The organism is Pseudomonas graminis (assembly GCF_001705435.1).
Classification (GTDB): Bacteria; Pseudomonadota; Gammaproteobacteria; order Pseudomonadales; family Pseudomonadaceae; genus Aquipseudomonas; species Aquipseudomonas graminis_B.
This window is the reverse complement of the sequence record NZ_MDEN01000062.1, coordinates 1-24581: the sequence shown is the minus strand read 5'-3', so window position 1 is coordinate 24581 and position 24581 is coordinate 1. Positions and strand designations below refer to the sequence as shown.

Genomic DNA, 24581 nt, shown 5'->3' with positions numbered 1-24581 from the left:
CCATTTCCAACAAACGAGTGCGCAACTTTTTGCGCATCATGGCTAAGAGTCATCCCAAAGCTCTCGGCGCGAGCCCCTCCCCAACCCCAGGCACGGTCAGAAATCCGAAAATCCCTGATCAGCATCAAGCAGGCGCCATCAGGACGAAGCTGATAGACTGCGCCCCGAAATTACTTAAGAGGAACGCTTCATGGCCACTAACCGCTCCCGTCGTCTGCGCAAAAAACTCTGTGTCGACGAGTTCCAGGAATTGGGCTTCGAACTGAAGCTGGGCTTCAAAGAGGACCTGGATGACGAGGCCATTGATGCTTTCCTCGACGCTTTCCTGACAGAAGCCATGGACGCTAACGGTCTGGACTATGTCGGCGGCGACGACTTTGGCCTGGTCTGCCTGGCCAACCGTGGTTCGGTCAGCGAAGAACAGCGCGCAGCTGTCGAAGCCTGGCTCAAAGGCCGCAGCGAGCTGACTGAAGTTGAAGTCAGCCCTCTGCAGGACGCCTGGTACCCGGAAAAGCCGATCAACGCGGCTGTCTGATTAGCGGGCGGGCCTTCCCGCCGAGCTGATACGGAAAAAGCCATCCCCCGGGATGGCTTTTTTGTGTCCGGGATTCAAGCATTCACGCGCCAGAAAACGTGTCCAGCTATCGCCCTCGCACTGCCAGGTGCAAAGCCCAGCCAGACACAGGCAGAGAAATTCACGGTTTAACGTGACTTTAAATGGGCAAGCGCAAAAAATAGCGCGGTTTGACGGCTGTACCCCGGCGCAAGTCACGAAAGCTTGGGGCATAATGCCGCTTTACCGAAACGCCAGTGTCACGCCCTGCTATCGGGCATTTTCTGGCGGTTCGTTCACAGTGCGAGGGAATTCACCCCCTCTTCATCTCCGTGTTTGCTGCAGTAGGGTTTATTGAATGATCAAGTCTTTGCGTCCGCTGTTTATCGCCACCCTGCTTTTGCCCCTCTCATTCTCCATCGCCGCCGCTCCCATCAACACCGCCCTGCCCCCCAAGGTTCAAGAAGCACTCAAAGCCAGCAAGCTGCAGAACGATGCGCTGTCGCTGGTGATGCTCCCGGTCAGCGGCCCCGGCACCCCGACTGTTTTCAACGCCGATGTGTCGGTCAATCCGGCCTCGACCATGAAGCTGGTGACCACTTACGCCGCGCTGGAAATGCTCGGCCCGACCCATCAGTGGAAAACCGAGTTCTACACCGACGGCACCCTCAGCAATGGCGTTCTGCGCGGCAACCTGTACCTCAAGGGCGGCGGAGATCCCAAGCTGAACATGGAACGCCTGTGGCTGCTGATGCGCGATTTGCGGGCCAACGGCGTGCAGCAAGTGACCGGTGATCTGGTCCTGGATCGCAGCCATTTCGTGCAACCGCAGCTGCCAGTGTTCGACGACGATGGCAACGACAAGAACAAGCCGTTCCTGGTGCGTCCCGACTCCTTGATGGTCAACCTCAAGGCCTTGCGTTTCGTCACCCGCAACGACGGTGGCAAGATTCTGGTCTCGGTGGAGCCGCCCATCGCCGCCATTCACATCAACAATCAGGTCAAGGCGCTGTCCTCCAGCAAATGCACGGGCGACGTGCTGTACAACCCGGTACCGGAAGCCGATGGCGGGATCACCGTAACGGTATCCGGCCAATTGGGCGACGGCTGCAATTCCCAGACGTATCTGTCACTGCTCGACCACCCGACCTATACCGCGGGCGCCGTGCGTGCCATCTGGCAGGAACTGGGCGGGACCATTCTCGGCAAGGACCGTCTGGACGTGACGCCCGGCAGCGCCAAGCTGCTGGCCAGGGCGTTCTCGCCGGATCTGGCGGAGATCATCCGCGATATCAATAAATTCAGTAACAACACCATGGCCCAGCAGCTGTTCCTCAGTCTGGGCGCTGAGTTCCGCAATGAAGCCGACGGTGACGATGCCAAGGCCGCGCAGCGTGTGGTGCGCCAGTGGCTGGCCAAGAAAGGCATCATCGCAACGCACCTGGTGATGGAGAACGGTTCAGGCCTGTCCCGCGCCGAACGGGTCAGCGCGCGGGAGATGGCGCAGATGCTCCAGGCAGCGTGGAACAGCCCGTTTCAAGCCGAATTCATGAGTTCGCTGCCGCTGGCAGGGATGGACGGCACCATGCGCAAACGCCTGAAACGCACGGCCCTGCGCGGTGAAGCCCACATCAAGACCGGCACATTGAACACCGTTAGAGCGATCTCCGGATTCAGCCGCGACAGCAACGGCAACACCTGGGTCGTCGTGGCAATCCTGAACGACCCGCGTCCGTGGGGTGCGTCTTCGGTACTGGATGAAGTGCTGGTCAGCCTGTACAACCAGCCGAAACTCGCGAGCACGTCGATTTCCCTTCAGCAGTAATCTCCCGCGCCGGGCTGTGCGAAGTCGTTCGACGACCGACGCACAGCCTGGCCGCAACCTTCCTGCCCGCCCTTCCCCAACTCCGGCAAACCGGGCATCTGCTTGCGCAGGCCCGCCGGATGCGCCGCTGCCAGGCTCCGCTTGCTGACGCCAATGTCATGCACTTGGACGGGCACTACCGCTATGCTCAGTGCTCAGCCCATCACAGGATTCGCGCTGCCAATGAAGACGTCCAGAACCCAGCCCCTCCGCCACGCCCTTCTCCTGTCCGGATTGCTCGGCGCACTGCTGTCGGCAGCGCTGCCCGCCCACGCCGAAGACGGCAAACCCACCCGCGTGCGCGGCGCCATCACTGCGGTCGAAGGCGATTCGCTGAAAATCCACAGCAATCGCGGAGAGGACCTGCAGGTTGCGTTGACCCCTGATACACAGATTCGTGGCGTGACCCTGGCGCAAGTGTCGGAAATCAAACCGGGCAGCTACATCGGCTCCGCGGCGGTGCCGTTGCCGGACGGTTCGCTAAAGGCGCTCGAGGTGCATGTGTTTCCGCCAGCCATGGCGGGCACGGGAGATGGCCATCGGGCTTTTGACCTGACGCCGGACAGCACCATGACCAACGGATCGGTTGGCGATCTGGTCGCCAGCACCGGACGCACCATCACGGTGAACTACAAGGGCGGGCAAAAGAAGATCGTCATCCCTGACGACGTGCCGATCGTCAACCTGGTGCCCGGCGATCGCAGCTTGCTCAAGCCCGGCGTGAAGGTGGTGCTGCAAGCGCAGAAAGGCGCGGACAACACGCTGACCGCGCTGTCGATTTCTGCCGGGCAAAATGGCGTGACTCCGCCGATGTGAAGCAGTTGATGTGAAAAGCCGAGGTAAAGCGGCCAAGGTGAATGGTCTGTGGTGCTCAAAGCCTGCGCGACGCCGGGACATGATAGAACCGGTCAGCACGCGCAGGTCAGTGAATGCAGGCTCGATTCAGAGGCAGGTTGCGAGCACCGCGCCACGCTGCTCAACCACTTTAGCGCCCGGCTTGGCGTAGAAGTTGACGTTGGTCATGCCCGCCTTGCCCGCCACATCAGCGAAATACTCGCCTTCGGTGGTGTAGACCGTGAACGCGCCAGGATCCCCTTTGGCCATGAACACGTCCGCTACATCGCCGAACAGCTGGACGTTGGCCCAAGTGACCTTGATGCACTCGGCAACGGCAACCGCAGGCTTCTGACTGGTGTAAACCTGCGCCGGCCCTGCCGAGCGCGTCTGATTCAAGCTCATGCAGCCAGACAGCATGATCAGTGCCACAGCGCCCGCCCAATGTTTCATGCCAGTCCCACTCATCAAACGTCCCTTTCGGTGAAAAAGGAGCGATGTTACCAGCAACGCCAAGCGAGCCCCATGGGTATGGCGTCTGAGCGGTTAATCGTCCAGCCCGGCAGGCGGCGCAGCGGGCGCGACCTTGCCAGGCTTGGCCGGCTTGCCCGACGGCGTTGCGGCCTTCGGCTCGGCGACGGGTGCAGGAGCCGCAGCGGCGGCCGCCTCTTTCTCAGCCATCGGCATCTGGTCGATGGTGCTGAAAATCTCCTTGGGATCGATGGGGCCGTTGTGGATCATTTTCTTCTCACCGTCCTTGCCCACCAGGATCACCTGAGCTTGCTTGTCTGTCTGAGCGCCAAGCTTGAGCTCGCGAACCAGCGCCATGGTGGTCTGGGCATCGAGGTCCTTGCCGCTACGCTGACCGACCATGTTAATGATGGTGTAAAGGACCATGTCACGCTTGGCGAAACCCTCCTTGTTGGCGCTCTCATCCAGACTTTTTTTCAGACTCACCAGCGTCGGGTCCACCGAACTCGATGCGATGACGATCAATGGACGGTTCTTGCCGCGCTCCTGAGACAGTGGGCCATCACCGTCGGCAGCCAGCAAGGGGCTCGACAGGGCGAACAAAACGGCAAGGGTCAACGACCGGCTAAACATACACACCTCCTCTGGATTTCCATGCACTGATGATCGCGCATCATGGGAAAAGGTCCAGACGGTAGCGGGAAAAAAAACGGATTTTTTCGCGGCTCGGCATGGTACGTAAGCGTCAAATCGGGCTGAAGCGTCCGGCCATAGGGGCTATGGCTGATTCAGGCAAGGCTGGCATGACTTAAAAGTTTCAGGCAATAAAAAAGGGCGAATCTTTCGATTCGCCCTTTTTTGTTACCGCCCAGCAGAGCGGATTTGTTTGGTAGGCGCGATTGGACTCGAACCAACGACCCCCACCATGTCAAGGTGGTGCTCTAACCAACTGAGCTACGTGCCTGCTGTGGGTCGGCATTCTACGGATATTCAAATAGCTGTCAACGTCTTTTTCGCCCAGTAAGCCTATGAATATGCAAATTATTTCCCCGGCACATCGACACGGACGGATTGACCTGACACGACCCCTGTCGATCAGCCAGACCCGGCGGTCAATCCCCTGACACACAGGCTGATCTTCGCCACCCGGCTAGATCGAATGAGCGGTATCCCGCCAATGACGCCCCCACCAACATGCCGCTTGTCGCCGTGATGGCACTTCGGACAAGGTTCAGATGCCGAATGGGGACAAGGAACCAAGACACGGAGATCACCTGATGAACAGATCACTTGCTGCATTCACGCTGGGCTGCGCGCTGTCCTGCACCTCCCTTGCTGCGCTGGCTGGCGCGACATCGCCGGACATGGGTCCGCCGCCTTCGCAGACGGGCATCGATCCGCGCGTGCAGGGCAGCGACCCGGCTCGCCAGGGTGCTGATGTGGACGCGCAAAACAAGAAGGGCATCAGCATTGGTGGCGGCACGTCAATGAGCAATGGCACCGGCAATAAAGACGATGCGGATTTGCCCGGTGGCGATACCACGACTGGCGGCGGCAGCAAGGGCTCGGGTTCATCGAGCGCGGGCGGCGCGGGCGGCTGAAGCATCACCCACGCATGAGCCGTGACACGAGGCATCCAAGGGCGCTTGAACAGCGCCCTTTTCGTGCCTGGTGGTCGTGGAAGTCCATCGTGCTTTGATATAGTGCGTCGCCGCCGCGCCTGAATCAGAGGCGCAGGCGCGGCGGTCATCAACAGTGGAGAGCGGCACCGTGGGCATGAAAAAATCAGCGCTGGAACTCAAGCGTGACCTGAGCGGCATCGCGGCCAATCTGGAAAGCACCGCTGGCGAAATCAGCCGGTTGGCCGAACGTGTCAACGATGTGGACGTAGTCGCCGTGCTGCACTTGATGAATCAGCAGTACAAGGATGCTGACCGGCTGCGCGCCTATGTGGACGAGATCAGGGCGGGCCGCATTACCCGCGCCAAGGGCGAGTGACCGGTCAGCCATAAAGGACCGCACGCCTGACGTCATTCGGATTCGAGCACAAAAAAAGGGTGACCCTCTCGGGCCACCCTTTTTTGTCACCGCCCAGCAGAGCGGATTTGTTTGGTAGGCGCGATTGGACTCGAACCAACGACCCCCACCATGTCAAGGTGGTGCTCTAACCAACTGAGCTACGTGCCTGCTGTGGGGCGGCATTCTACCGAGATCCGCATCGCTGTCAACTTCGATTCAGCCCTAAGCCCATGAATGTCCAAGCTATTTGCGCCGGCACTCTCGAATCGGTCTGAGTAGATGCGCCTGTGCCTCAATGGCCGCTGCCTTGTCAGCGTCTCGTCGACACCGCAAAGCTGCGGCGGTGGCTGGCCGCCCAATTTCATCTCAGGTACGATCCGCCCATTCGTAAAAAATATAAAACAGGGGTTACAGGATGACGAACACGCCATACCCACATTCCTACTACGCCGCTTCCGCCAACCCCGTTCCGGTGCGGCCACGGCTGCAAGGGGACGTCGAAACTGACGTGGTCATCATCGGCGCAGGCTACACCGGCCTTTCGAGCGCGCTATTTCTCCTGGAACACGGCTTCAACGTCACTGTGCTGGAAGCCGCCAAGGTCGGCTTCGGCGCCTCGGGGCGTAACGGCGGGCAAATCGTCAACAGTTACAGCCGCGACATCGACACCATCGAAAAATCTGTCGGACCGAAGGAAGCGCAGCTGCTCGGCCACATGGCCTTCGAGGGCGCGCAGATCATCCGCGACCGCATCGCCAAATACCAGATCCAGTGCGACCTCAAAGACGGCGGTGTCTTCGCGGCGATCACGCCCAAGCAGATGGGCCATCTGGAATCACAAAAGCGCCTCTGGGAACGCTACGGCCATACGCAGCTGGAGCTGATGGACCAGCGCCGCATCCGTGAAGTGGTGGCGTGCGACCAGTACATCGGCGGCATGCTCGACATGAGCGGCGGTCACATCCACCCGCTGAACCTGGCGCTGGGCGAAGCGGCGGCGGTCGAGTCACTGGGCGGGGTCATTTACGAACAGTCGGCGGCAACGCGCATCGATCGCAGCGCCAGCCCGGTGGTGCACACCGCCGAGGGCAAGGTTCGGGCGAAGTTCGTCATCGTCGCGGGCAATGCCTATCTGGGCAATCTGGTCCCGGAACTGGCGGCCAAGTCGATGCCCTGCGGCACACAGGTCATCACCACCGAGCCGCTGAGCGAGCAACTGGCAAGCACGTTGCTGCCTCAGGATTACTGCGTCGAGGACTGCAACTACCTGCTCGATTACTACCGGCTGTCTGGCGACAAGCGTCTGATCTTCGGCGGCGGCGTGGTGTACGGCGCGCGCGATCCGGCGAACATCGAAGCCATCATCCGGCCGAAGATGCTCAAAGCCTTTCCGCAACTGAAGGACGTGAAGATCGATTACGCCTGGACTGGAAACTTCCTGCTGACCTTGTCGCGGTTGCCCCAGGTGGGCCGGCTGGGGGACAACATCTATTACTCCCAGGGATGCAGCGGCCACGGCGTGACCTACACCCATCTGGCCGGCAAAGTGCTGGCCGAAGCCCTGCGCGGACAGGCGGAACGATTCGACGCCTTCGCCGGCCTGCCCCACTACCCGTTCCCGGGCGGGCAACTCTTGCGCACGCCGCTGACGGCATTGGGTGCCTGGTATTACAGCCTGCGGGACAAGCTGGGGTTCTGAATCAGAGGTGATGAACGACCAACCGTTAACGGGCGGCCGGATTGTTCAGCGCCTTGACCGCCTCGCCCGCCGCCTGTTCTTGCCCGGCCTGGGCCAGATCATTGGCGGCTTTCAGCCAGCGTTCACGGTCGACCGGCACTGGCACCTGACGCGGGCTCTGGATCAGCACGGCCCAGTTGCCGGCGTCGTTCCAGTCCGAGGTAAACGAATCGAAGCTCGTCGTCACCCGCCCTGGCCCGGTATAGATCAGCACCGTGCGCTTGTTCTGATCGAACCCGACCAGCACCCCGTAGCGCTGCTCTTTCCACAACAGGGAGCCGTCCGAAAACCGCACCATGACTGGATACCCCGCCGACACCTGGGCCAGCAGGTCCGGGAGACCATGGTCGACGGGATACACCACAAAGCCGTATTCGCGGGCCAGATTCAGCATGCTGCGGTCGAGCTTGTCTTCGGCGCCCGGCAGTTTCAGCGGCTTTTCCAGCAGGCCCGGCGTGGTCTGGACGCCATGCACGGTCAGCATGCTGGCCAGCGCGAACGGTCCGCTCTGGTAATCCTTGCCCCGGAACGACGGCACCGCGTTGATTTCCACTCGGTCGGGCAGTGCCTTGTACATCGGCGGGTAGCCGGGCTTCCAGTTGTGGGCGTTCGAGCAGCCTGCCAAGACCAGCACGGCGGCAAGCGCCAGCCATTTGCGTCGACTTGCAACGCTATCCAATCGCGTCAATGCCCGCACGTTCTTCACTCACTTGACTGATGGCAACGAATCCCGAGATCCGGCCGGAACGCGGATGATAGAGCCGCCACCGATTGTGGTATAGCCCGAAGCGCTGTCAACGCGAGTGGATAGAACGAATCGGTCATGCAATTCCTACCACCGGTCAATTTTTGGCAACAACAGCGAGACTAGACTGTCGGTAACTAAGAGACGAAGAGAAGAGCCGGAGGAAGCCATGAGCCTCGGAATGACCATTGTGATGTTGATCGCTGCCTGGCTGGCCGTTGCGGCTGCCATGTTGTGGGGGGTGATGCGCATCTCGCGTCGCCATCATCCGCATTATCGGGAAACCGAAGCCGCGAAATCCGTAGAGCGTGCACAACGCAAAATCCGTCCTGTCACGGCGCACTGACGATGTGACGACGTGAACGCGGAAAGGACAGACGAAAACGGTCGGTAATGGCATCCCATTCCCGACCGTTTTTATTGGTCTACTTTTTTACGGCCCCGCCCTCGATAGCCAGGCGGAGCCGTCCAGGCGTCAGACCTTCTGAGCTTGGGCTTCGGCGTCCAGGCGGCGCTGGCGGGACCGACGAACCAGCATGTTCAGCACTTCAATCAGGGCCGAGAACGCCATCGCGGTGTACACGTAGCCTTTCGGAACGTGGGCGCCGAAGCCTTCGGCGATCAGAGTCATGCCGATCATGATCAGGAAGCCCAGCGCCAGCATAACCACGGTCGGGTTGTCGTTGATGAACTTGGCGAGGGGCTCCGACGCCACCAGCATCACAACCACGGCGGCGATCACGGCGATCACCATGATCGGCAAGTGCTCGGTCATGCCAACGGCGGTGACGATACTGTCGATGGAAAACACCAGGTCAAGCATCAGGATCTGACCGATCGCGGCAGCCATGCCCAGCGTGACGGCGCTGGAAGCGGCTTTTTCGGCTTCGCTCTTTATGTCGACGCTGTGGTGGATCTCGGTGGTTGCCTTCCAGACCAGGAAGAGGCCACCGGCGATGAGGATCATGTCCTTCCAGGAGAAGGTCTGCCCGAACACTTCGACCACAGGCGCGGTCAGCTGGACAATCCAGGCCACGGTGGTCAGCAGGCCCAGACGCAGGATCAACGCCATGCTGATACCGATCCGGCGCGCCTTGGTACGCTGATGAACCGGCAGCTTGTTGGTGAGAATCGAGATAAAAATGAGGTTGTCGATACCGAGCACGATTTCCATGACGACCAGTGTCGCCAGAGCGATCCATGCCGTTGGGCTTGCAGCCAGTTCCAGAAGATATTCCATATAGCGAGTGTCCAGGATCAGTTCAGGGGATAGGGCAGCATTCTAGGGACGGAAACACTTCAGCAAAATTCGTATTTTTCAGGCGTATACTTCGGTTTTTACGAAGTGACAGCGCCCATGCTCAATTACCGACAGCTGCACTATTTCTGGGTCGTGGCCAAGACCGGCAGTATTGTCCGCGCCTGCGAGCAATTGAACCTCACGCCCCAGACCATCAGCGGGCAGATCAGCCTGCTGGAGCAGACCTACGGCGTCGAGCTGTTCAAGCGCGTGGGCCGTCAACTGGAGCTGACCGAAACCGGTCGCGTTGCCCTGCCCTATGCCGAACAGATGTTCCAGCTGGGTGGGGAACTCGAAGCCGTTCTGAGCGCCCAGCCCGACGAGCAGCAAATCCTCTTTCGCGTCGGCGTCGCCGATGTCGTGCCCAAGTCCATCGTCTATCGTCTCATCGCGCCGAGCATGGCGCTCAACGAACTCGTGCGCATCAGTTGCCGGGAAGACCAGCTCGAACGCTTGCTGGCGGACCTCGCGATTCAGCGCCTGGACCTGGTCATTTCCGACAGTCCCATGCCTTCTCATCTGGACATTAAAGGCTATAGCCAGAAGCTCGGCGAATGCGGCGTGAGTTTTTTCGCCACCCGCGCCCTCGCCGCCCTGTACGGCAAGCACTTCCCCCACGGCATGCAAGGCGCGCCGCTGCTGGTTCCGGGCCAGCAAACGGTGGTACGCAGCCGGCTGATGCGCTGGTTCGCCGAGCAGAATATCCAGCCGAAGATCGTCGGCGAGTTCGACGACAGCGCCCTGATGAAGGCCTTCGGCAAGTCCGGCAGCGGGATTTTCATTGCGCCGAGCGTGATCGCCGATGAGGTGATCGAGCAATATGACGTCGAGCTGATCGGTCACACCGACGCCGTGACCGAGTCGTTCTACGCGATCTCGGTGGAGCGCAAGGTCAAGCATCCCGGCATTGTGGCGATCACTGAAGGCGCACGCCGCCAGTTGTTCCCGGACTAGGCGTCGCAGGTCGCCGGGGTTGGGCGGACTGTCATCAGCAGCAAGGCCAGCAGAATCGACAGCAGGATGATGCCGGCCGCCGCGAAGCCCAGGCTGCCGATGCCCAGGTGATCGATCACCCGTCCGCCGATGATCGCGCCAATGCCGATGCCCAGATTGGCCCCCGCGATGTTCAACGAGGCGGCGAAGGCCGGGGCCTGTGGCGCGGCTTTCATCAGCCGCACATGGCTGACCAGAAACAGCGCCGCCTGGGTCGCGCCCCACACGGCCAGCGCCAGGGCCAGCGCAGGCAGCGAGTGCATGCTCGGCACCACCATGACCATACCGCCGATCATGAAAGTGCAGAAGGTCAGGCTGGCGATCAGCGGATGGCGGTCCACCAGGCGCCCGCCCAGGGAATTACCCAGCAAGCCCACAGCGCCGAAGCCCATCAGGCACCAGCCGACCACAGTGCCGTTGAACCCGGCGAGTCGCTCGAGCATGTCCGCCAGGTAGGTGTACGCGGTGAACATGCCGCTGAAAACCAGCACCGACAGCAGCACGTGGCCTTGCATCAAAGGACTGCGCAGAATCCGGAACTGGCTGCGGAAGGAGGCCTGATCCTTGTGCACGCTGCGGGGCAGGTAAATGAACAGCAGCAACGCCTTGGCGAACGCCATCACCGCGAGGACGGCGAAGGCGCTGCGCCAGCCGATGGCGTCCGAGATCAAGGTGCCGACGGGGATGCCGAACACCGTGGCGCAGACGATGCCGAAGCCGATCTTGGCAATCGCGCGGCCGGCATGCTTCGGTCCGACGATGTCCACGGCGGTTTCGCTGGCCAGGGCCCAGAACACCGGCAGCCCGAGGGCCGGGATCAGCCGCGCGGCGGCCATCACCCAGATGTTGGGGGCCAGCGCTGCAACAACGTTTGAGACGCCAAACATGATCAGCACCGAAATGAACAGGCGCTTGCGCTCGAAGCGCGAGAAATACGCGGTCAGGAACGGCCCGAAGCAGGCCACCGTAAAGGCGAACAGCGTGACCAGCAAGCCGGCCTGGGGGATGGTGACGGCCAGGTCGCGGGCGATCGCGGGCAGCAGACCGACGATGACGAACTCTGTGGTCAGCACGGTAAAGCCGGCGGCCGACAGCAGGTAGATGGGGAAGAACATGAAATCTCCAGAACGACAAAACGACCAGTCCTTGCGGAGCGGTCGATCGGATGTGGCGTGAATCAGGATGCGGAGGGTATCAGAGCCGTGCGTCTGGCTGGCAGACGCCGGACGAAACACGTGTCGCTGCCCGGTTAGCGCCGGGCAGCGATGCAATCAGGCCGTGATCGCGTCAGGCAGTCTGACCGATCAGTAAGCGCCCATGTAGTCGCGCTTGCCGACTTCCACGCCGTTGTGGCGCAGCAGGTCATAAGCGGTGGTGACGTGGAAGAAGAACTGCGGCAGCGAGTAATGCAGCAGGTAGGTCTGGGTGTCCAGACGCTTTTCTTTTTCGGTGCCCGGGCGCAGCACGATTTCGCGCGCTTCGTTGCCATCGACCTGTTCGGCCTTGATCGTGTCGAGGAACGCCAGCACTTTGGTCAGCAGCGCTTGCAGGTCGGCAAAGGTGGTTTCGGTGTCTTCGTACTTCGGCGGCTCAAGGCCTGCCAGTCGTGCGCCGGCGCCTTTGGCGAAATCAACGGCGATTTGCACCTGACGCACCAGTGGGAACATGTCAGGGAACAGACGCGCCTGCAGCAGGGCATCGGGCTGAATGTTTTTTGCAGTGGCGTGGGCTTCGCCTTTGGCCAGCACGGCGCCGAGGGCGGTGAGCATTTGCTTGAAGACAGGAATCGAAGCGGCGTAAAGAGAAAGGGTCATGGCAGTTCCTGGGAAATGAGTCGCACGGAGGCGGACGCGAACGCGGCTTGTCTTTTACCTCATCCAGCCCCTACCCTCATAGCCTTTTCAACGCTTGGGGAATGGGTCATGTCTGACGAGCTGGATTCCGAAAACACCGTTGAAGCCTCGGATGCGCTGCAGTTGAGCAGCACCGAAGTGCGCATTCTGGGCTGTCTGATCGAGAAGCAGGCCAGCCATCCCGAGACTTACCCCCTGACCCTCAACGCCCTGGTGCTGGCCTGTAACCAGAAGACCAGTCGCGAGCCGGTGATGAACCTGACGCCCGGCCAGGTCGGCCAAAGCCTGCGCGCGCTGGAAAGCCTGCAACTGACGCGCCTGGTCATGGGCAGCCGGGCGGACCGCTGGGAACAGCGCGTCGACAAGACGCTGGAGCTGGTGCCGGCGCAACTCATCCTCACCGGCCTGCTGTTGCTGCGTGGCCCGCAAACCGTCAACGAGCTGCTGACCCGCAGCAACCGCATGCACGACTTCGAAGACGCCGACGCGGTGGTGCATCAGCTTGACCGGCTCATAGGCCGTGGGCTGGCGGTATTGATCCCGAAACAGGCAGGCCAGCGCGAAGACCGCTACCTGCACGCACTGGGCGATCCGGCTGACAGGGAGACAATCCTCGCCGCCCGGGCACACCCGACCGAGCGCAGCAGTTCAGCCAGCCCGGGCAGTTCGGCGCTGGCCGAGCGCGTCGAAGCCCTCGAAGCCCGTATCGCTGCGCTGGAAGAACGGCTGGCGTTGCTGGAGGGGTAAGCGCGCTAGCCCCGCGCGAACGCGGCGGCTGCCTGATACTGCTCCTGGGTTGGCGTCACACCGGTGTAAAGAATGAACTGCTCCAGGGCCTGGATTGCCGCGACCTGGTCGCCGGTGATCAGGCGTTTGCCGAGCCGCTCGGCCTCGACGATGAACGGCGTGCGCGCCGGCGTGGCGACGACGTCAAATGCTAAGTCGGCGTGTTCGAGGGCGGACACCTCAAAAGCCAGCGCCTCGGCCTGATCACCGGCCATACCCAGCGGGGTGACGTTCACCAGCAGCGGCGGGCGTTCACTGCCCAGTTCGGCTTGCCACGCAAAGCCGCACGTCTGCGCGAGCGCCCTGCCCGCCTGCTCGTTGCGCGCCACGATCAGCCCGTCGGTGAAACCGGCGTCGCGCAGGGCGCAGGCGACGGCCTTGGCCATGCCGCCACTGCCACGCAGCGCAAATCGCGTGCGCGGCACTTCATGGGTGTCCACCAGTTGGGCGATGGCAATGTAATCGGTGTTGTACGCTTTCAAATGGCCATCGGTATTAACGATGGTGTTGATGGATTGAATGGCGGCGGCGGACGCGTCCAGTTCATCGACCAGCTCAAGAGACGCTTCTTTGAAAGGCATCGACACGCCGCACCCGCGAATGCCCAATGAACGCATGCCGGCGATGGCGGCGGACAGGTCGGTCGGCGAGAAAGCCTTGTAATAGAAGTTCAAGCCCAACTGTTGATAGAGGTGGTTATGGAAGCGCACGCCGAAGTTGCCCGGACGTCCGGCCAGTGACATGCACAACCGCGTTTCCTTACTGGCAGTGACCAACATGAAATCTCCCGAGTGGTATTAGAAGACGCCTGGGGAAAGGCGTAGAATCGCAACGCTTCGCCGGAATGGGCACAGCTGTTGTTATTAAAGTTGTCGAATACCTTACACAAAATTTACGCAACGGCCTCGCAGATATTTCCTGAACCGTTGTCTGAGAAGTTATCCCGTGGCAGTGCCTGAGCGTAACGCAGGCTCGCGACAACGGGACTGAACACCGAGGAACAGTCATGATTCGTCAGATCCCCAAAGTTGCCCTGTTGTTAGGCGCCCTCGCCCTGGCAGGCCAGGCTGAAGCCCATGGCGGCGGCCCGGGCTGGGGTGGAGCAGCCGTGATCGGCGCGGTCGTCGGCGGTGTCGTCGGCGCGGCAGTGGCGTCCGGTCCGGTTTATGCGTCGCCCGCTCCTGTGTACTACTCGGCCCCGGCGCCGGTTTATTACGCGCCACCGCCACCGCCGCCGGTTTACTACCAGCCGGCTTATGTCGTTGAACGCCCGGTCGTCTACGCCCCGCGTTACTACGGCCCGCCACGTTATTACGGCCCACCACCGGGCTACTACCACGGTGGCGGTCGCTGGTAACAGCGGTTTGCTCCTGGCCTGAGGGCTGTGGCGTTATCAGCTCCAGCCTCACGTAACACTGACCCCGCCCCTCCGGCGGGGTTTTTGTGTCCGGGCGCTTATACCGGATGCAAGTGCGGTCTAGAAACCTGTTCCATCACCGCCCCTACCCGCTCATCAATGACGACTATCGAGCGCGTTGATTTCTGGATCAACCGGTCGCGCCGTACAGTGGCGCCATAGATTGATGGAGGCCCCTATGACCAAGGTACAAATCATGTCGGTTGTCGGCAGCGCAGTACCCGCCCAGCTTCGTGAGCGCGGTCTGCTGGCGTGCTGGTACTTGATGCACGATGGCGAACCCGTCAGCGGCCCTTTGCCTTCACTGCCGGCCGCGCAAGCGCTGTCGCAGCAGCTTGAACACCCCCCGCTCAACAGCTGAAACCCTGTTCCCTTATCCCTGCGAATCGTGCGTTGCTCCGCACACCCCTTTAGCCCGCCTCTTTAATGACGCGGGCTTTTTTTTGCGAGCCAATCCGGTTTTGATGCGCGGCCATGACCGTCAGGCGCGCCATAAACAGCAATTCGACCCTTTTAAATACAGGCTTTTTGGATCCGCCACCTGAACCTGAGCTATACAACAGCGGTTTATTAACGAAACCCCGCGCCAGCCCATCGACAACTTCAGAAACTTGCTCCTAAAATGCGCCAAACGTGTTGTCGTCCTTGAAGAAAGTCCGACGTTCCACGCTATTTCCATCATTAAGTGAGCGTTGCTCTTGAAAATCCGCCCAACCGTCATCGGCCTATTATTTGCACTTACAGGCTGCGCACTTTCCACCGTCACACTGGCCAAAGAATCACCGACCTTCAATCGCGATCCGGCCAATCTGCATCTGGCTTCCGGCAGCGCCATGATTACCGACCTGCAAACGGGTCAGGTGCTGTACGCGAGCAACCCCGACATCGTCGTGCCGATCGCCTCGGTGACCAAGCTGATGACCGCGATGGTCACCCTCGACGCCAAGCTGCCCATGGACGAGATGATCAAGGTCGACATCTCCCAGACCGCCGAAATGAAAGGCGTGTTCTCCCGGGTCAAGCTGGGCAGTGAGCTGAACCGCCACGACATGATGCTGATCACCCTGATGTCGTCGGAAAACCGCGCCGCGGCGAGCCTGGCCCACAGCTACCCGGGCGGCTACCCGGCCTTCATCCGGGCGATGAATGCCAAGGCCAAGGCGCTCGGCATGAACCACACCGTGTACATGGAGCCCACCGGCCTGTCGGTCTACAACGTTTCCACCGCGCGGGATCTGACCAAGCTGGCCCTCGCCGCACGCAACTACCCGATGCTGCGCGAGCTGAGCACCACGCCGGAGAAAACCGTGACCTTCCGCAAGCCGAATTACATCCTCGGCTTCAGCAACACTGACCACCTGGTGCGTAAATCCAACTGGGACATCAAGCTGACCAAGACCGGCTTCACCAACCAGGCCGGCCACTGCCTGGTGCTGTTGACCAGCATGGCCAATCGTCCTGTGTCGGTGGTGATTCTCGATGCCTTCGGCAAATACACCCACTTCGCCGATGCCAGCCGCATGCGCTTGTGGATGGAGACCGGCAAAAGCGGTCCGGCGCCGGAAGTCGCCCTGCAGTACAAGAAAGAAAAGAATCAGGTGCTGAGGCAGAAAGGTTTGCAGGCGTCGGAATAACACCTCCCGCCACGTTCAGTGGGAACCCGCCGGGCTCCCACTGATCACTGACTCGCCCGCGCCATGCGCTTGAGTATCACCACCATCCCCACGCCCAGTCCGGCCATGCCGACCAGCAATGCCGGGTAACTGACCCACCACGGGACGGGCGTGGTCATCATGCTGAATTCCGACATCCCGCCAATCCCCGCCACCAGATTCAATGGCAAGAACACCACATTGATCAACGTCAGCTTGCGCAACAGATTGTTGGTGTTGTTGTTGACCAGATTGCCCCGCGCGTCCATCAGGCTGGCGAACACCGTGGAATAGATGTTCGCCTGTTTATGGCACTGCTCGTTCTCGATGATCATGTCTTCGATCAGCGCCAGGCTGTCGCCGGAAAACTGATGTTTGTGCGCATGATTGCGCAGGCGCGTCAGCACCGAGCCGTTGCTGTCGATGGCGTTGATGTAATAGACCAGGCTTTCGCTCAGGTTGAACATCTGCACCAGATGGCGGCTGTCCATTGAGGCATTGAACTGCTGTTGCAGTTCCCGGGCGATCATCTTGATCACCTTGAGGTGACCCAGATAATGATGGATGTTGTGGAACAGCACCTCCAGCAGCACGTCGAGCAACGTGTGCATGGGCCGGTGCAGTCCCAGGCCGCTGATCTGCTTGTTGTCGGCGCAGATCAGGACCATGTGATGGGGGCTGAGCAGCACCCCGAACGACGACACGTCGAAGGAAAAGGTGTCCTTGCCCGAGTAGTTTTCCGGGCGCTTCCAGATCATGAACAGCGCGTCCGGGTGAAACTCGATGCGCGACACCTCGTCCGGGTCGAGCGCCGAGGCCAGGGCGTGGTCGTCCAGATTGAAGCGCTCCAGCAGCAGGGTCTTTTCCGCTGAGTCCGGATCGCTGAACCACAGCACACTCGCATCGGCTTCGGCGCATTCCCGTAACCGGCCCGCCTCAAGGCGGTGACCCTTGACCACCGCCCTAACCCGCCAGACCGCGACGTTTGATGTCGAGCCGGCGAATGAACTCCTCCAGCACCAGCGCGTACAAGTCGTCCTGCAGCCAAGCGTCTTCGATGCCGGCGTCGAGGTTGGGGTTGTCGTTGACTTCGATCACCACCACGCGGTCGCCGGATTGCTTCAAGTCGACGCCATACAGCCCATCGCCGATCAGGTTGGCAGTCTTCACCGCCAGGTCCACCACGGCGCGCGGCGCATCATGAACGGCCAGGGTGCGGCACTCGCCGTTGATCTCCGCGTCGATGGCCTTGTGGTTGTAAATCTGCCAGTGCCCCTTGGACATGAAGTACTGACAGGCGAACACTGGCTTGCGATTGAGCACGCCAATGCGCCAGTCATATTCGGTGTAGAGGTATTCCTGGGCCAGCAGCAGCACCGAGTGCTCGAACAGCTCCCGCGCCGCATCCTGCAACTGCTTCGCGTCCTGCACTTTGATCACGCCCTTGGAAAAGCAGCCGTCGGGTATTTTCAGCACCAGCGGGAAACCCAGTCTCGCCGCCACCTGCTTCAGGTCGTCCGGTCGCTCCTTGTAAAGGATCTCCGTGGCCGGCATGCCCAGTTTGTGGCTCTTGAGCAGGTCGGTCAGGTAGACCTTGTTGGTGCAGCGCAGGATTGACGCCGGGTCATCCATCACCACCAGCCCTTCGCTCTCGGCCTTCTTGGCGAAGCGGTAGGTGTGGTTGTCGACGCTGGTGGTCTCGCGGATCAGCAGCGCGTCGTATTCAGCCAGCCGTGAGTAGTCCTTCTTCTCGATCAGCTCGACGTCCACGCCCAGTTGCTGGCCGACGCGGATGAAGTTGTCCAGCGCCTTGGGGTTGGACGGCGGCAGCGCTTCCTGCGGGTCGTGCAGAATCGCCAGGTCGTAGCGATAGGTGCGACGTGACCGCGGCTGGCGCCAGATCTTGCGGCTGAAACTGTCCAGGGACTGGGCGAACTGGTCCTGCTGATGATCGCGCAGGCGGGTCAAGGCGCCGGTCTTGATGCCGACGATGTGCCAGTTGTCGCGCTTGCGAAACTCCACCAGCAGGATCGGCGCCGGAAACGCCTCGAACAGCTGACGGGCCATATCCTGCAACGGCGCGAGATCGGTCTGACCGAAATACAGGCTCAGGGTGAAGCCTTCGGTTTCGTCGTACGGATGGTCACGCAGCGCGTGTTCGAGGCGCTTGTCGAGGTCATCCAGCGCCAGGCCGTAGAGGGATTTGCGGGTCAGCTCGCTGATGGTTTTCACCGATGGAATCACGTGGTGACCCCGGGCTTCGGCCAGCAGCGAGCAGTAATAGCCGTGGCCGAGGTAGCGATAACTGCGGCACAGGTTAATCACCTGCACCCGCTGACCGGCATTGTTCTGAGGCGGGTTTTCAAGATAGTCCTGGGCGCTGATCAAGTGTTCGCTGGGCAAGTAAGACGACCAGTCTTCGAGCCGCTCCACCACAATCAACAGTTGGCTTCGGGTTGAAACAGGTTTCAGCGGATTGACATTTAAAGTTGCCGAACGCTGAGGTTGTGCTGATACTTCGTCGGTCTTCACCGGCACCGCATTCATGAGTTGATCCTTCGGGAAACAGTCCTTTCTATAAAACATGGCTTTGTAGAAATGTCCCGTTTCGTTACTCACTCTTTACGGTGCCTGACATGAACTTTATATATCGCCTCGCCCAGCCGGCCGATGTGGACGAACTGCTGGTGCTGGAAAACCAGTGCTTTGAATCCGACCGCCTGAATGCGCGCAGCTTTCACTGGATGGTCACGCGGGCCAACGCGCGATTGATCGTGGCGCTGGGTGATCATCCCGAACAACGCCTGGCCGGTTATGCGCTGGTGCTGTTTCATCGCGGCACTTCTCTGGGCCGGCTTTATTCCCTGGCGATCAGCGACGATGCCCGGGGTCAGGGCCTCGGGAAGCACCTGTTGGCCCAGGCTGAACAGCATGCCCTTGAGCGTGAGTGTGCCTATTTGCGGCTCGAAGTCCGGCCGGACAACGCCCCGGCGGTTCGTCTTTACGAGCGCAACGGCTATCGGCTGTTCGACCGCATCGACGACTACTACGAAGACCACGCCCCGGCATTGCGCTACGAAAAACGCATCCGCGAACACGCCACCGGCGTCACTCGCCACGTGCCCTATTACCCGCAAACGCTGGACTTCAGCTGCGGTCCGGCTTGCCTGCTGATGGCCATGAAAGCCCTGCAACCGCCGCGCGCAATGCAGCGTCACGAGGAACTGCAGATCTGGCGCGAGGCGACCACGGTGTTCATGACCTCCGGCCATGGCGGTTGCAGCCCCCAGGGTCTGGCGCTGGCGGCGTTGCGCCGTGGATTCGAGGTCGGCCTGCAGGTGTCAGTGCGCGGGCCGTTGTTTCTCGCCGGTGTGCGCAGCGAAGAAAAGCGCGAAGTCATGCGCCTGGTGCATGAGGAATTCAGCCGCGAGCTGGCTGAAAGCGCAGTCCGTCAACTGGGCAGTGCGCCGCTCAATCTCTGGCAACTGCAACAGGACCACGGTCTGGCGCTGGTGCTGATCAGCAGCTATCGGTTGACCCGTTCCAAGGCACCGCACTGGGTGCTGGTCACGGGGTGCGATGACGATTTCGTTTACTTGCACGACCCCGACATTGATCACAGCCAACAGCGTCAGGCCATGGACTGCCAATACATGCCGGTCAGTCATAAAGAGTTCGCCGGCATGAGTTGTTTTGGTGCCGACAAACTTCGCGCAGCGGTTGTTCTATATCCAGAGGGGCAGCCGCAGGGGCACGCGCCTATATAAACGGCGTCAGTCAAGACGTCGTTCGCGTAAAGATCCCGTCGTATTGATTGCAGTAGCACCGGCAAACGGAATGAATAGGCGTTCGGCCTTTAGGCGATGGGTGGAATAGCCGTGATGGATAACTCGGTGATCGGTCTGGTGATTGTTTCGGTGATAGCGGTATTTGGACTTTCGGCGTTTTACTTTGATTTCGTTCATCCGCGTCGCAAGCCACGCCTGGAAAAACGACGCCACCTGCAGAAATGAGCGACGGCGCCCCCCGACGGATTATTTTTCTTGCCCCACTTGATCGGTCAAGGCGTAACGCCAACGACCCGCTACGCTTGTGCAGGTGACGCTTGCTTCGCACATCGCTCGGGGGAGTTCAAACATGCTCATCAAATGGGTACTGGCTGCGTTGCACCTGCTGGCGTTCGGTTTTGCGATAGCGGCGGTGCTGGCGAGGGGACGGGCGTTGCGGCGGCTGCGCACGGACGATCCGAGATCGTTCAGGGATGTGTTCGTGGTCGACAATATCTGGGGCGTCTCAGCAGGGGTTCTGCTGGTGACCGGGGCATTTCGGGCGTTCGGCGGGCTGGAAAAAGGCTCGTACTATTACCTGCATCAGCCACTGTTTCACCTGAAAATGGCGGCGTTCGTCGCCATTCTCGCGCTGGAAGTGGTGCCGATGTTCGCGTTGATCAAATGGCGCATGGCATTCAAAAAGAACCAGCCCATTGATACGTCCCTGTCGCGCCGTTTCGCCCGAATCAGCCACATGGAGGCGTTGCTGATGGTCATCATCGTCATCGCCGCCACGGGCATGGCGCGGGGGATATTGCTGAGTTGAGGCCGGGGCGATGCCCTGACCTCTGTCTGTCAGACCACCCAGAAATACATGAGGGTCAGGTTCGCGCCCGAGATCAATCCGAACAGGCCCCAGGCCAGGGTTTTGGTCAGGCGACTGTTGGCGAACGGGCCCATCAATTGTTTGTCGCTGGTGAAGCGGATGAGCGGCCACAGCGCGAAGGGCAATTGCAGGCTGAGGACGACCTGGCTGAGCACCAGCATCTTGCCCACCGCGCCGTCGCCGAACCAGATCACCCCAATGAACGCCGGAATCAGCGCCAGGCCGCGGGTGGCCAGACGGCGTTGCCAGCACGGGATCTTCGCCTTGAGAAAACCTTCCAGCACCACTTGGCCGGCGATGGTGCCGGTGAACGTTGAGCTCTGCCCTGCCGCCAGCAGCGCGACGCCGAACAGCACGCTGGCGACCGCGCCGCCCACCAGCGGATCCAGCAGATGGTAGGCGTCCTGGATTTCCACGATGTCGGTGTGGCCGGTGCCGTGGAACGCGGCAGCCGCCAGAATCAGAATGGCCGCGTTGATCACCAGCGCCAGACTCAGAGAGGCGATGGTGTCGACCCGGGCGTAACGAATGGCGCTGGCCTTGCTTTCCACCGACGTGCCGTTGACCCGGGTCTGCACCACCGATGAATGCAGGTACAGGTTATGGGGCATCACGGTCGCACCGAGAATGCCGATGGCGATGTACAGCGGTTCCTGATTACTCAGCATCTCCCACGACGGCTTGAGCCCTGCGACGACGTCCGGCCAGAACGGCTTGATCAGCACCAGTTCGATAAAGAAACACGTTGCGATGGTCGCGATCAGCCCCAGCACGATGGCTTCGAGACGCCGGAAATTGGCGCCCTGCAAGGCCAGCACGATGACCGTGTCAAACGCCGTCAGCGCCACGCCCGTGGTGATCGACACCCCCAGCAGCAAGTGAAACGCCAGCGCAGCACCCAGCACTTCCGCCAGATCGGTCGCAAGGATCGACAGCTCGGCGAGAACCCACTGGCCCATGCCGACCCGGCGGCTGTAGTGCTCGGACGACAGCTGCGCCAGATCGCGGCCGGTGGCGATGCCCAGGCGCGAACACAGGTTCTGCAGCACCATGCCCGACAGACTGGCCAGCACCACCACGAACAACAGCGAATAACCGAAGCGCGAGCCGGCTTCGATGGCGGTGGCCCAGTTGCCGGGGTCCATGTAGCCGATGGAAATCAACAGGCCGGGGCCGACGAACAGCATCAGCTTGCGCAGGAAAGACGCATTGGCGGGAATGGCGACGCTGTCGGTGGTCGCCGACGGGCAGAATGGCGCGGTGGCCGTGGTCGGGAGTTTGTACTTCACAGGAATCCGAAACGTGGTGGCAGTCAGTCCCGGAGCTTAAACGTGCAGAAATGTTTTGTCTTGAATCTCTGGGGCACTAACATGCTGCGTCTCACCGATCCGGAAAAAACAATAATGCATGCCGTGCCCGATAGCCCTGACAACGCCCATTCGACCCGTGACGGCGTCGACCCGATACGTGCTGCGCGGATTTCCGCGCGCATCGACCGACTGCCCGCCGTCGCCACGATCTGGAAGCTGGTGGCGCTGTTGTCCATTGGCGGTTTCTTCGAGCTCTACGATTTGTTTCAGACCGCCTATATCAGCCCCGGTCTGATTCGCGACGGGCTGTTCGCCACAGGGGCCCAGGGCGTGTTCGGCTTTTCCGATCAGGCGGCGTTCGCCTCGGCCACCTTTCTGGGACTGTTCCTCGGTGCCAGCCTGCTGAGCCCGATCGCCGACCGCTACGGCCGCCGCGCGATCTTTACCTTCGCGCTGATCTGGTACACCGTCGCCACCGTCTTGATGGGCATACAAACCTCTGCACTCGGCATCATCTGCATGCGCTTTCTGGTGGGCATCGGCCTGGGCATCGAGCTGGTGACCATCGATGCGTACCTCTCGGAACTGGTGCCCAAGCGCATGCGCAGCTCGGCGTTTGCCTTCGCGTTTTTCGTGCAGTTCCTGTCGGTGCCGTCGGTGGCATTGATGTCCTGGTGGCTGGTGCCGCAAGACCCGTTCGGTATCGCGGGCTGGCGCTGGGTGGTGTTGGCCAGTGCAGTGTTTGCGCTGTTCATCTGGTGGCTGCGCTCGCGCCTGCCGGAATCGCCGCGCTGGCTGGCGCAACACGGCCGCTTCAGCGAGGCCGAAAAGATCATGGACGACCTCGAAGCCCGCTGCCTCAAGGACCACGGCCAGGCACTGGACGAGCCGGAAACCCACAACGTGGCGGTCGAAGGCAAAGGCCGTTTCGCTGACATCTGGCAACCGCCGTATCGCCGCCGCGCGCTGATGCTGATTGTGTTTCATGTGTTCCAGGCGATCGGCTTTTTCGGTTTCGGTAACTGGCTGCCTGCGCTGCTGTCGGGTCAGGGCGTGAGCGTGACCCACAGTCTGGCGTATGCCTTCGTGATCACCCTCGCCTATCCCCTTGGGCCGTTGTTGTTTGTGAAGTTCGCCAATCGTTTCGAGAATAAGTGGCAAATTGTCGGCTCGGCGTTGGGCTCGATGATTTTCGGCACGCTGTTCGCGCAGCAGACGACGGCCGTCGGGCTGATTTTTTGCGGGGTGATGATTACGTTTTGCAATGCGTGGCTGAGTTTCAGTTATCACTCGTATCAGAGCGAGTTGTTCCCGACCAATATCCGCGCCCGGGCGGTAGGGTTCTGTTATTCGTTCAGTCGTCTGTCGACGGTGTTCAGCAGTTTGTTGATCGGGTTGTTTCTGGATCATTTCGGCACGCCGGGGGTGCTGACGTTCATTGTGATGAGTATGTTGATTGTGATCATCACGATCGGGGGGTTTGGGCCGAAGACGCGGAATCTGGCGCTCGAAGATATTGCTCATCGCTAGGGGACTGATTTATTTACCATCGCTAGGGGAATGATCTATTTACAGCGCTTCACCGTAAATTAATCTGTCCCCGGTTGCGCGGTGCGGCTGGGAGAAGATCAAGATCCTTTAGATCAAGAGCGCCTGCCTAGGGGCAGACGTTTCGCCTTCGGCGAGTTACTTGGAAAAGCACCCCAAGTAACCAAGGGTGCTTGCTCCTGGCTAGGTTCCTCCTGCGTCGGAATACCCTCACTCCGACGACGCTCCGTGGGCCCGCGCCGAACGGACATCCCTGTCCTGACGGCGCTCTCGCCGCATCCATGCGGCTCGGCCCACTGCGCGTCGTCTGCGTTCGGCCTGCACCCAAGTCGCGTTCTGTGGTGTCTGGACTACCGCGTGAAGATCAAGAGCAGATCACAAGCAGATCAAAAGCAGATCAAAAGCAGATCAAAAGCAGATCAGGAGCAGATCAGGCCTAGGGGACTTGTGGGAGTGAGCTTGCTCACGAAGGGATCGGTACATCCACCGGATCTTTGGTGTTAGAGATAAAGCATTCGCGAGCAAGCTCGCACAGTATGGGTGTGCGATCAGCAAAATTGTTGGTGCCTGGGCTGGCCTCTTCCCGGCTAAAGCCGGTCCCACTAAGAGCAGCGCATGCATCCAGTGGGATTGGCTCCGACTGTAGGACCGGCTTTAGCCGGGAAGCCGTTGCCGTTGCCGTTGCCGTTGCTTTTGATCTTTCTCCACAAAAAGTCCAGACGACACACATCGCGACTTGGGTGCAGGCTGAACGCAGGTCTCGTGGAGTGGGCCGAGCCGCATGGATGCGGCGAGAGCGCCGTCAGGACATGGATGTCCGTTCGGCGCGGGCCCACGGAGCG

The 24581-nt window shown here is 60.8% G+C and carries 27 protein-coding genes and 2 tRNA genes; 16 read left to right on the top strand and 13 right to left on the bottom strand.

What is annotated here, in order from left to right; translation table 11 throughout:
- The first annotated feature begins 190 nt into the window (after nucleotides 1-190).
- On the top strand, nucleotides 191-535 hold the full coding sequence (locus BBI10_RS12255) for a YggL family protein (RefSeq protein ID WP_065988787.1): 345 nt from the start codon (nucleotides 191-193) through the stop codon (nucleotides 533-535).
- Between the two features lie 376 nt (nucleotides 536-911).
- Complete coding sequence (gene dacB, locus BBI10_RS12250) at nucleotides 912-2378, top strand: D-alanyl-D-alanine carboxypeptidase/D-alanyl-D-alanine endopeptidase (RefSeq protein WP_065988786.1); 1467 nt, start codon at nucleotides 912-914, stop codon at nucleotides 2376-2378.
- On the opposite strand, the gene BBI10_RS12245 is transcribed toward dacB, so the two are convergent.
- On the bottom strand, nucleotides 2369-2554 hold the full coding sequence (locus tag BBI10_RS12245) for a hypothetical protein (RefSeq protein WP_065988785.1): 186 nt from the start codon (nucleotides 2552-2554) through the stop codon (nucleotides 2369-2371). The genes dacB and BBI10_RS12245 overlap by 10 nt on opposite strands.
- 46 nt (nucleotides 2555-2600) lie before the next feature.
- Between BBI10_RS12245 and BBI10_RS12240 the strand changes: the two genes are divergently transcribed.
- On the top strand, nucleotides 2601-3233 hold the full coding sequence (locus BBI10_RS12240; protein WP_065988784.1) for a DUF5666 domain-containing protein: 633 nt from the start codon (nucleotides 2601-2603) through the stop codon (nucleotides 3231-3233).
- Nucleotides 3234-3359: 126 nt separating this feature from the next.
- Here BBI10_RS12240 and BBI10_RS12235 read toward each other — a convergent pair whose 3' ends face one another.
- The 3 genes from BBI10_RS12235 to BBI10_RS12225 form a co-directional block, all read right to left on the bottom strand.
- Nucleotides 3360-3704 (bottom strand): hypothetical protein, encoded by a 345-nt coding sequence (locus BBI10_RS12235; protein ID WP_065988783.1) that lies wholly within the window; start codon nucleotides 3702-3704, stop codon nucleotides 3360-3362.
- A gap of 93 nt (nucleotides 3705-3797) precedes the next feature.
- A complete protein-coding gene (locus BBI10_RS12230) occupies nucleotides 3798-4355 on the bottom strand; it encodes a DUF4174 domain-containing protein (protein WP_065988782.1) in 558 nt (185 codons plus the stop codon).
- A 254-nt stretch (nucleotides 4356-4609) separates the two neighbouring features.
- Nucleotides 4610-4686: transfer RNA gene (locus BBI10_RS12225), tRNA-Val, on the bottom strand.
- A 313-nt stretch (nucleotides 4687-4999) separates the two neighbouring features.
- On the opposite strand from BBI10_RS12225, the gene BBI10_RS12220 reads away from it, so the two are divergent.
- On the top strand, nucleotides 5000-5323 hold the full coding sequence (locus BBI10_RS12220; protein ID WP_065988781.1) for a hypothetical protein: 324 nt from the start codon (nucleotides 5000-5002) through the stop codon (nucleotides 5321-5323).
- Between the two features lie 175 nt (nucleotides 5324-5498).
- On the top strand, nucleotides 5499-5720 hold the full coding sequence (locus BBI10_RS12215) for a hypothetical protein (protein WP_244160351.1): 222 nt from the start codon (nucleotides 5499-5501) through the stop codon (nucleotides 5718-5720).
- A 112-nt stretch (nucleotides 5721-5832) separates the two neighbouring features.
- Here the strand turns inward: BBI10_RS12215 and BBI10_RS12210 are convergent.
- Nucleotides 5833-5909: transfer RNA gene (locus BBI10_RS12210), tRNA-Val, on the bottom strand.
- A gap of 247 nt (nucleotides 5910-6156) precedes the next feature.
- On the opposite strand from BBI10_RS12210, the gene BBI10_RS12205 reads away from it, so the two are divergent.
- Nucleotides 6157-7440 carry an NAD(P)/FAD-dependent oxidoreductase gene (locus tag BBI10_RS12205; protein ID WP_065988780.1) on the top strand — a complete coding sequence of 428 codons (1284 nt, stop codon included), beginning with the start codon at nucleotides 6157-6159 and terminating at the stop codon, nucleotides 7438-7440.
- Between the two features lie 25 nt (nucleotides 7441-7465).
- Here the strand turns inward: BBI10_RS12205 and BBI10_RS12200 are convergent, their stop codons facing one another.
- Nucleotides 7466-8167, bottom strand: a complete 702-nt coding sequence (locus BBI10_RS12200; protein WP_244160350.1) for a peptidase C39 family protein — start codon at nucleotides 8165-8167, stop codon at nucleotides 7466-7468.
- A 226-nt stretch (nucleotides 8168-8393) separates the two neighbouring features.
- Between BBI10_RS12200 and BBI10_RS27560 the strand changes: the two genes are divergently transcribed.
- Entirely contained in the window at nucleotides 8394-8570 is a 177-nt protein-coding gene (locus tag BBI10_RS27560; RefSeq protein WP_167355791.1) for a hypothetical protein, read from the top strand.
- Nucleotides 8571-8699: 129 nt separating this feature from the next.
- On the opposite strand, the gene BBI10_RS12195 is transcribed toward BBI10_RS27560, so the two are convergent.
- Complete coding sequence (locus BBI10_RS12195) at nucleotides 8700-9464, bottom strand: TerC family protein (RefSeq protein WP_065988779.1); 765 nt, start codon at nucleotides 9462-9464, stop codon at nucleotides 8700-8702.
- Nucleotides 9465-9581: 117 nt separating this feature from the next.
- Here BBI10_RS12195 and nhaR point away from each other — a divergent pair, with 117 nt between their 5' ends.
- Nucleotides 9582-10478: a transcriptional activator NhaR gene (nhaR, locus tag BBI10_RS12190; RefSeq protein WP_065988778.1), complete on the top strand. Its 897-nt coding sequence runs from the start codon at nucleotides 9582-9584 to the stop codon at nucleotides 10476-10478.
- On the opposite strand, the gene BBI10_RS12185 is transcribed toward nhaR, so the two are convergent.
- Nucleotides 10475-11632, bottom strand: coding sequence for an MFS transporter (locus BBI10_RS12185; protein ID WP_065988777.1), 1158 nt, complete (start codon nucleotides 11630-11632; stop codon nucleotides 10475-10477). The two genes, nhaR and BBI10_RS12185, sit on opposite strands and share 4 nt — an antisense overlap.
- Nucleotides 11633-11821: 189 nt before the next feature.
- Nucleotides 11822-12331, bottom strand: coding sequence for a DUF1993 domain-containing protein (locus BBI10_RS12180; RefSeq protein WP_065988776.1), 510 nt, complete (start codon nucleotides 12329-12331; stop codon nucleotides 11822-11824).
- Between the two features lie 108 nt (nucleotides 12332-12439).
- Between BBI10_RS12180 and BBI10_RS12175 the strand changes: the two genes are divergently transcribed.
- Nucleotides 12440-13117 (top strand): YceH family protein, encoded by a 678-nt coding sequence (locus BBI10_RS12175; protein ID WP_065988775.1) that lies wholly within the window; start codon nucleotides 12440-12442, stop codon nucleotides 13115-13117.
- A 5-nt stretch (nucleotides 13118-13122) separates the two neighbouring features.
- Here BBI10_RS12175 and BBI10_RS12170 read toward each other — a convergent pair whose 3' ends face one another.
- On the bottom strand, nucleotides 13123-13935 hold the full coding sequence (locus BBI10_RS12170; protein ID WP_065988774.1) for a shikimate 5-dehydrogenase: 813 nt from the start codon (nucleotides 13933-13935) through the stop codon (nucleotides 13123-13125).
- A 227-nt stretch (nucleotides 13936-14162) separates the two neighbouring features.
- Between BBI10_RS12170 and BBI10_RS12165 the strand changes: the two genes are divergently transcribed.
- The 3 genes from BBI10_RS12165 to pbpG all read left to right on the top strand — a co-directional run bounded on the left by BBI10_RS12165 (nucleotide 14163) and on the right by pbpG (nucleotide 16207).
- A complete protein-coding gene (locus BBI10_RS12165) occupies nucleotides 14163-14513 on the top strand; it encodes a hypothetical protein (RefSeq protein WP_065988773.1) in 351 nt (116 codons plus the stop codon).
- Nucleotides 14514-14751: 238 nt separating this feature from the next.
- Nucleotides 14752-14934 carry a hypothetical protein gene (locus BBI10_RS12160; protein ID WP_065988772.1) on the top strand — a complete coding sequence of 61 codons (183 nt, stop codon included), beginning with the start codon at nucleotides 14752-14754 and terminating at the stop codon, nucleotides 14932-14934.
- 337 nt (nucleotides 14935-15271) lie between these two features.
- Nucleotides 15272-16207: a D-alanyl-D-alanine endopeptidase gene (pbpG, locus tag BBI10_RS12155; protein WP_065988771.1), complete on the top strand. Its 936-nt coding sequence runs from the start codon at nucleotides 15272-15274 to the stop codon at nucleotides 16205-16207.
- A 44-nt stretch (nucleotides 16208-16251) separates the two neighbouring features.
- Here pbpG and BBI10_RS12150 read toward each other — a convergent pair whose 3' ends face one another.
- Nucleotides 16252-17184 (bottom strand): magnesium transporter CorA family protein, encoded by a 933-nt coding sequence (locus BBI10_RS12150; RefSeq protein WP_065988770.1) that lies wholly within the window; start codon nucleotides 17182-17184, stop codon nucleotides 16252-16254.
- A gap of 4 nt (nucleotides 17185-17188) precedes the next feature.
- Nucleotides 17189-18772 carry a RimK family protein gene (locus BBI10_RS12145; protein ID WP_065988769.1) on the bottom strand — a complete coding sequence of 528 codons (1584 nt, stop codon included), beginning with the start codon at nucleotides 18770-18772 and terminating at the stop codon, nucleotides 17189-17191.
- Between the two features lie 89 nt (nucleotides 18773-18861).
- Here BBI10_RS12145 and BBI10_RS12140 point away from each other — a divergent pair, with 89 nt between their 5' ends.
- From BBI10_RS12140 to BBI10_RS12135, 3 genes are all read left to right on the top strand, one after another.
- Nucleotides 18862-19992: a GNAT family N-acetyltransferase/peptidase C39 family protein gene (locus BBI10_RS12140; RefSeq protein WP_065988768.1), complete on the top strand. Its 1131-nt coding sequence runs from the start codon at nucleotides 18862-18864 to the stop codon at nucleotides 19990-19992.
- 114 nt (nucleotides 19993-20106) lie between these two features.
- Nucleotides 20107-20238 carry a hypothetical protein gene (locus BBI10_RS28220; protein WP_274605101.1) on the top strand — a complete coding sequence of 44 codons (132 nt, stop codon included), beginning with the start codon at nucleotides 20107-20109 and terminating at the stop codon, nucleotides 20236-20238.
- 124 nt (nucleotides 20239-20362) lie between these two features.
- The gene (locus BBI10_RS12135; protein WP_065988767.1) at nucleotides 20363-20821 is read left to right on the top strand and encodes a DUF2214 family protein; all 459 of its coding nucleotides are present in this window, start codon (nucleotides 20363-20365) and stop codon (nucleotides 20819-20821) included.
- 29 nt (nucleotides 20822-20850) lie between these two features.
- Here the strand turns inward: BBI10_RS12135 and BBI10_RS12130 are convergent, their stop codons facing one another.
- Nucleotides 20851-22170: an Nramp family divalent metal transporter gene (locus tag BBI10_RS12130; RefSeq protein WP_065988766.1), complete on the bottom strand. Its 1320-nt coding sequence runs from the start codon at nucleotides 22168-22170 to the stop codon at nucleotides 20851-20853.
- Nucleotides 22171-22284: 114 nt separating this feature from the next.
- On the opposite strand from BBI10_RS12130, the gene BBI10_RS12125 reads away from it, so the two are divergent.
- Complete coding sequence (locus BBI10_RS12125; protein WP_065988765.1) at nucleotides 22285-23721, top strand: MFS transporter; 1437 nt, start codon at nucleotides 22285-22287, stop codon at nucleotides 23719-23721.
- The last annotated feature ends 860 nt before the right edge of the window (nucleotides 23722-24581 follow it).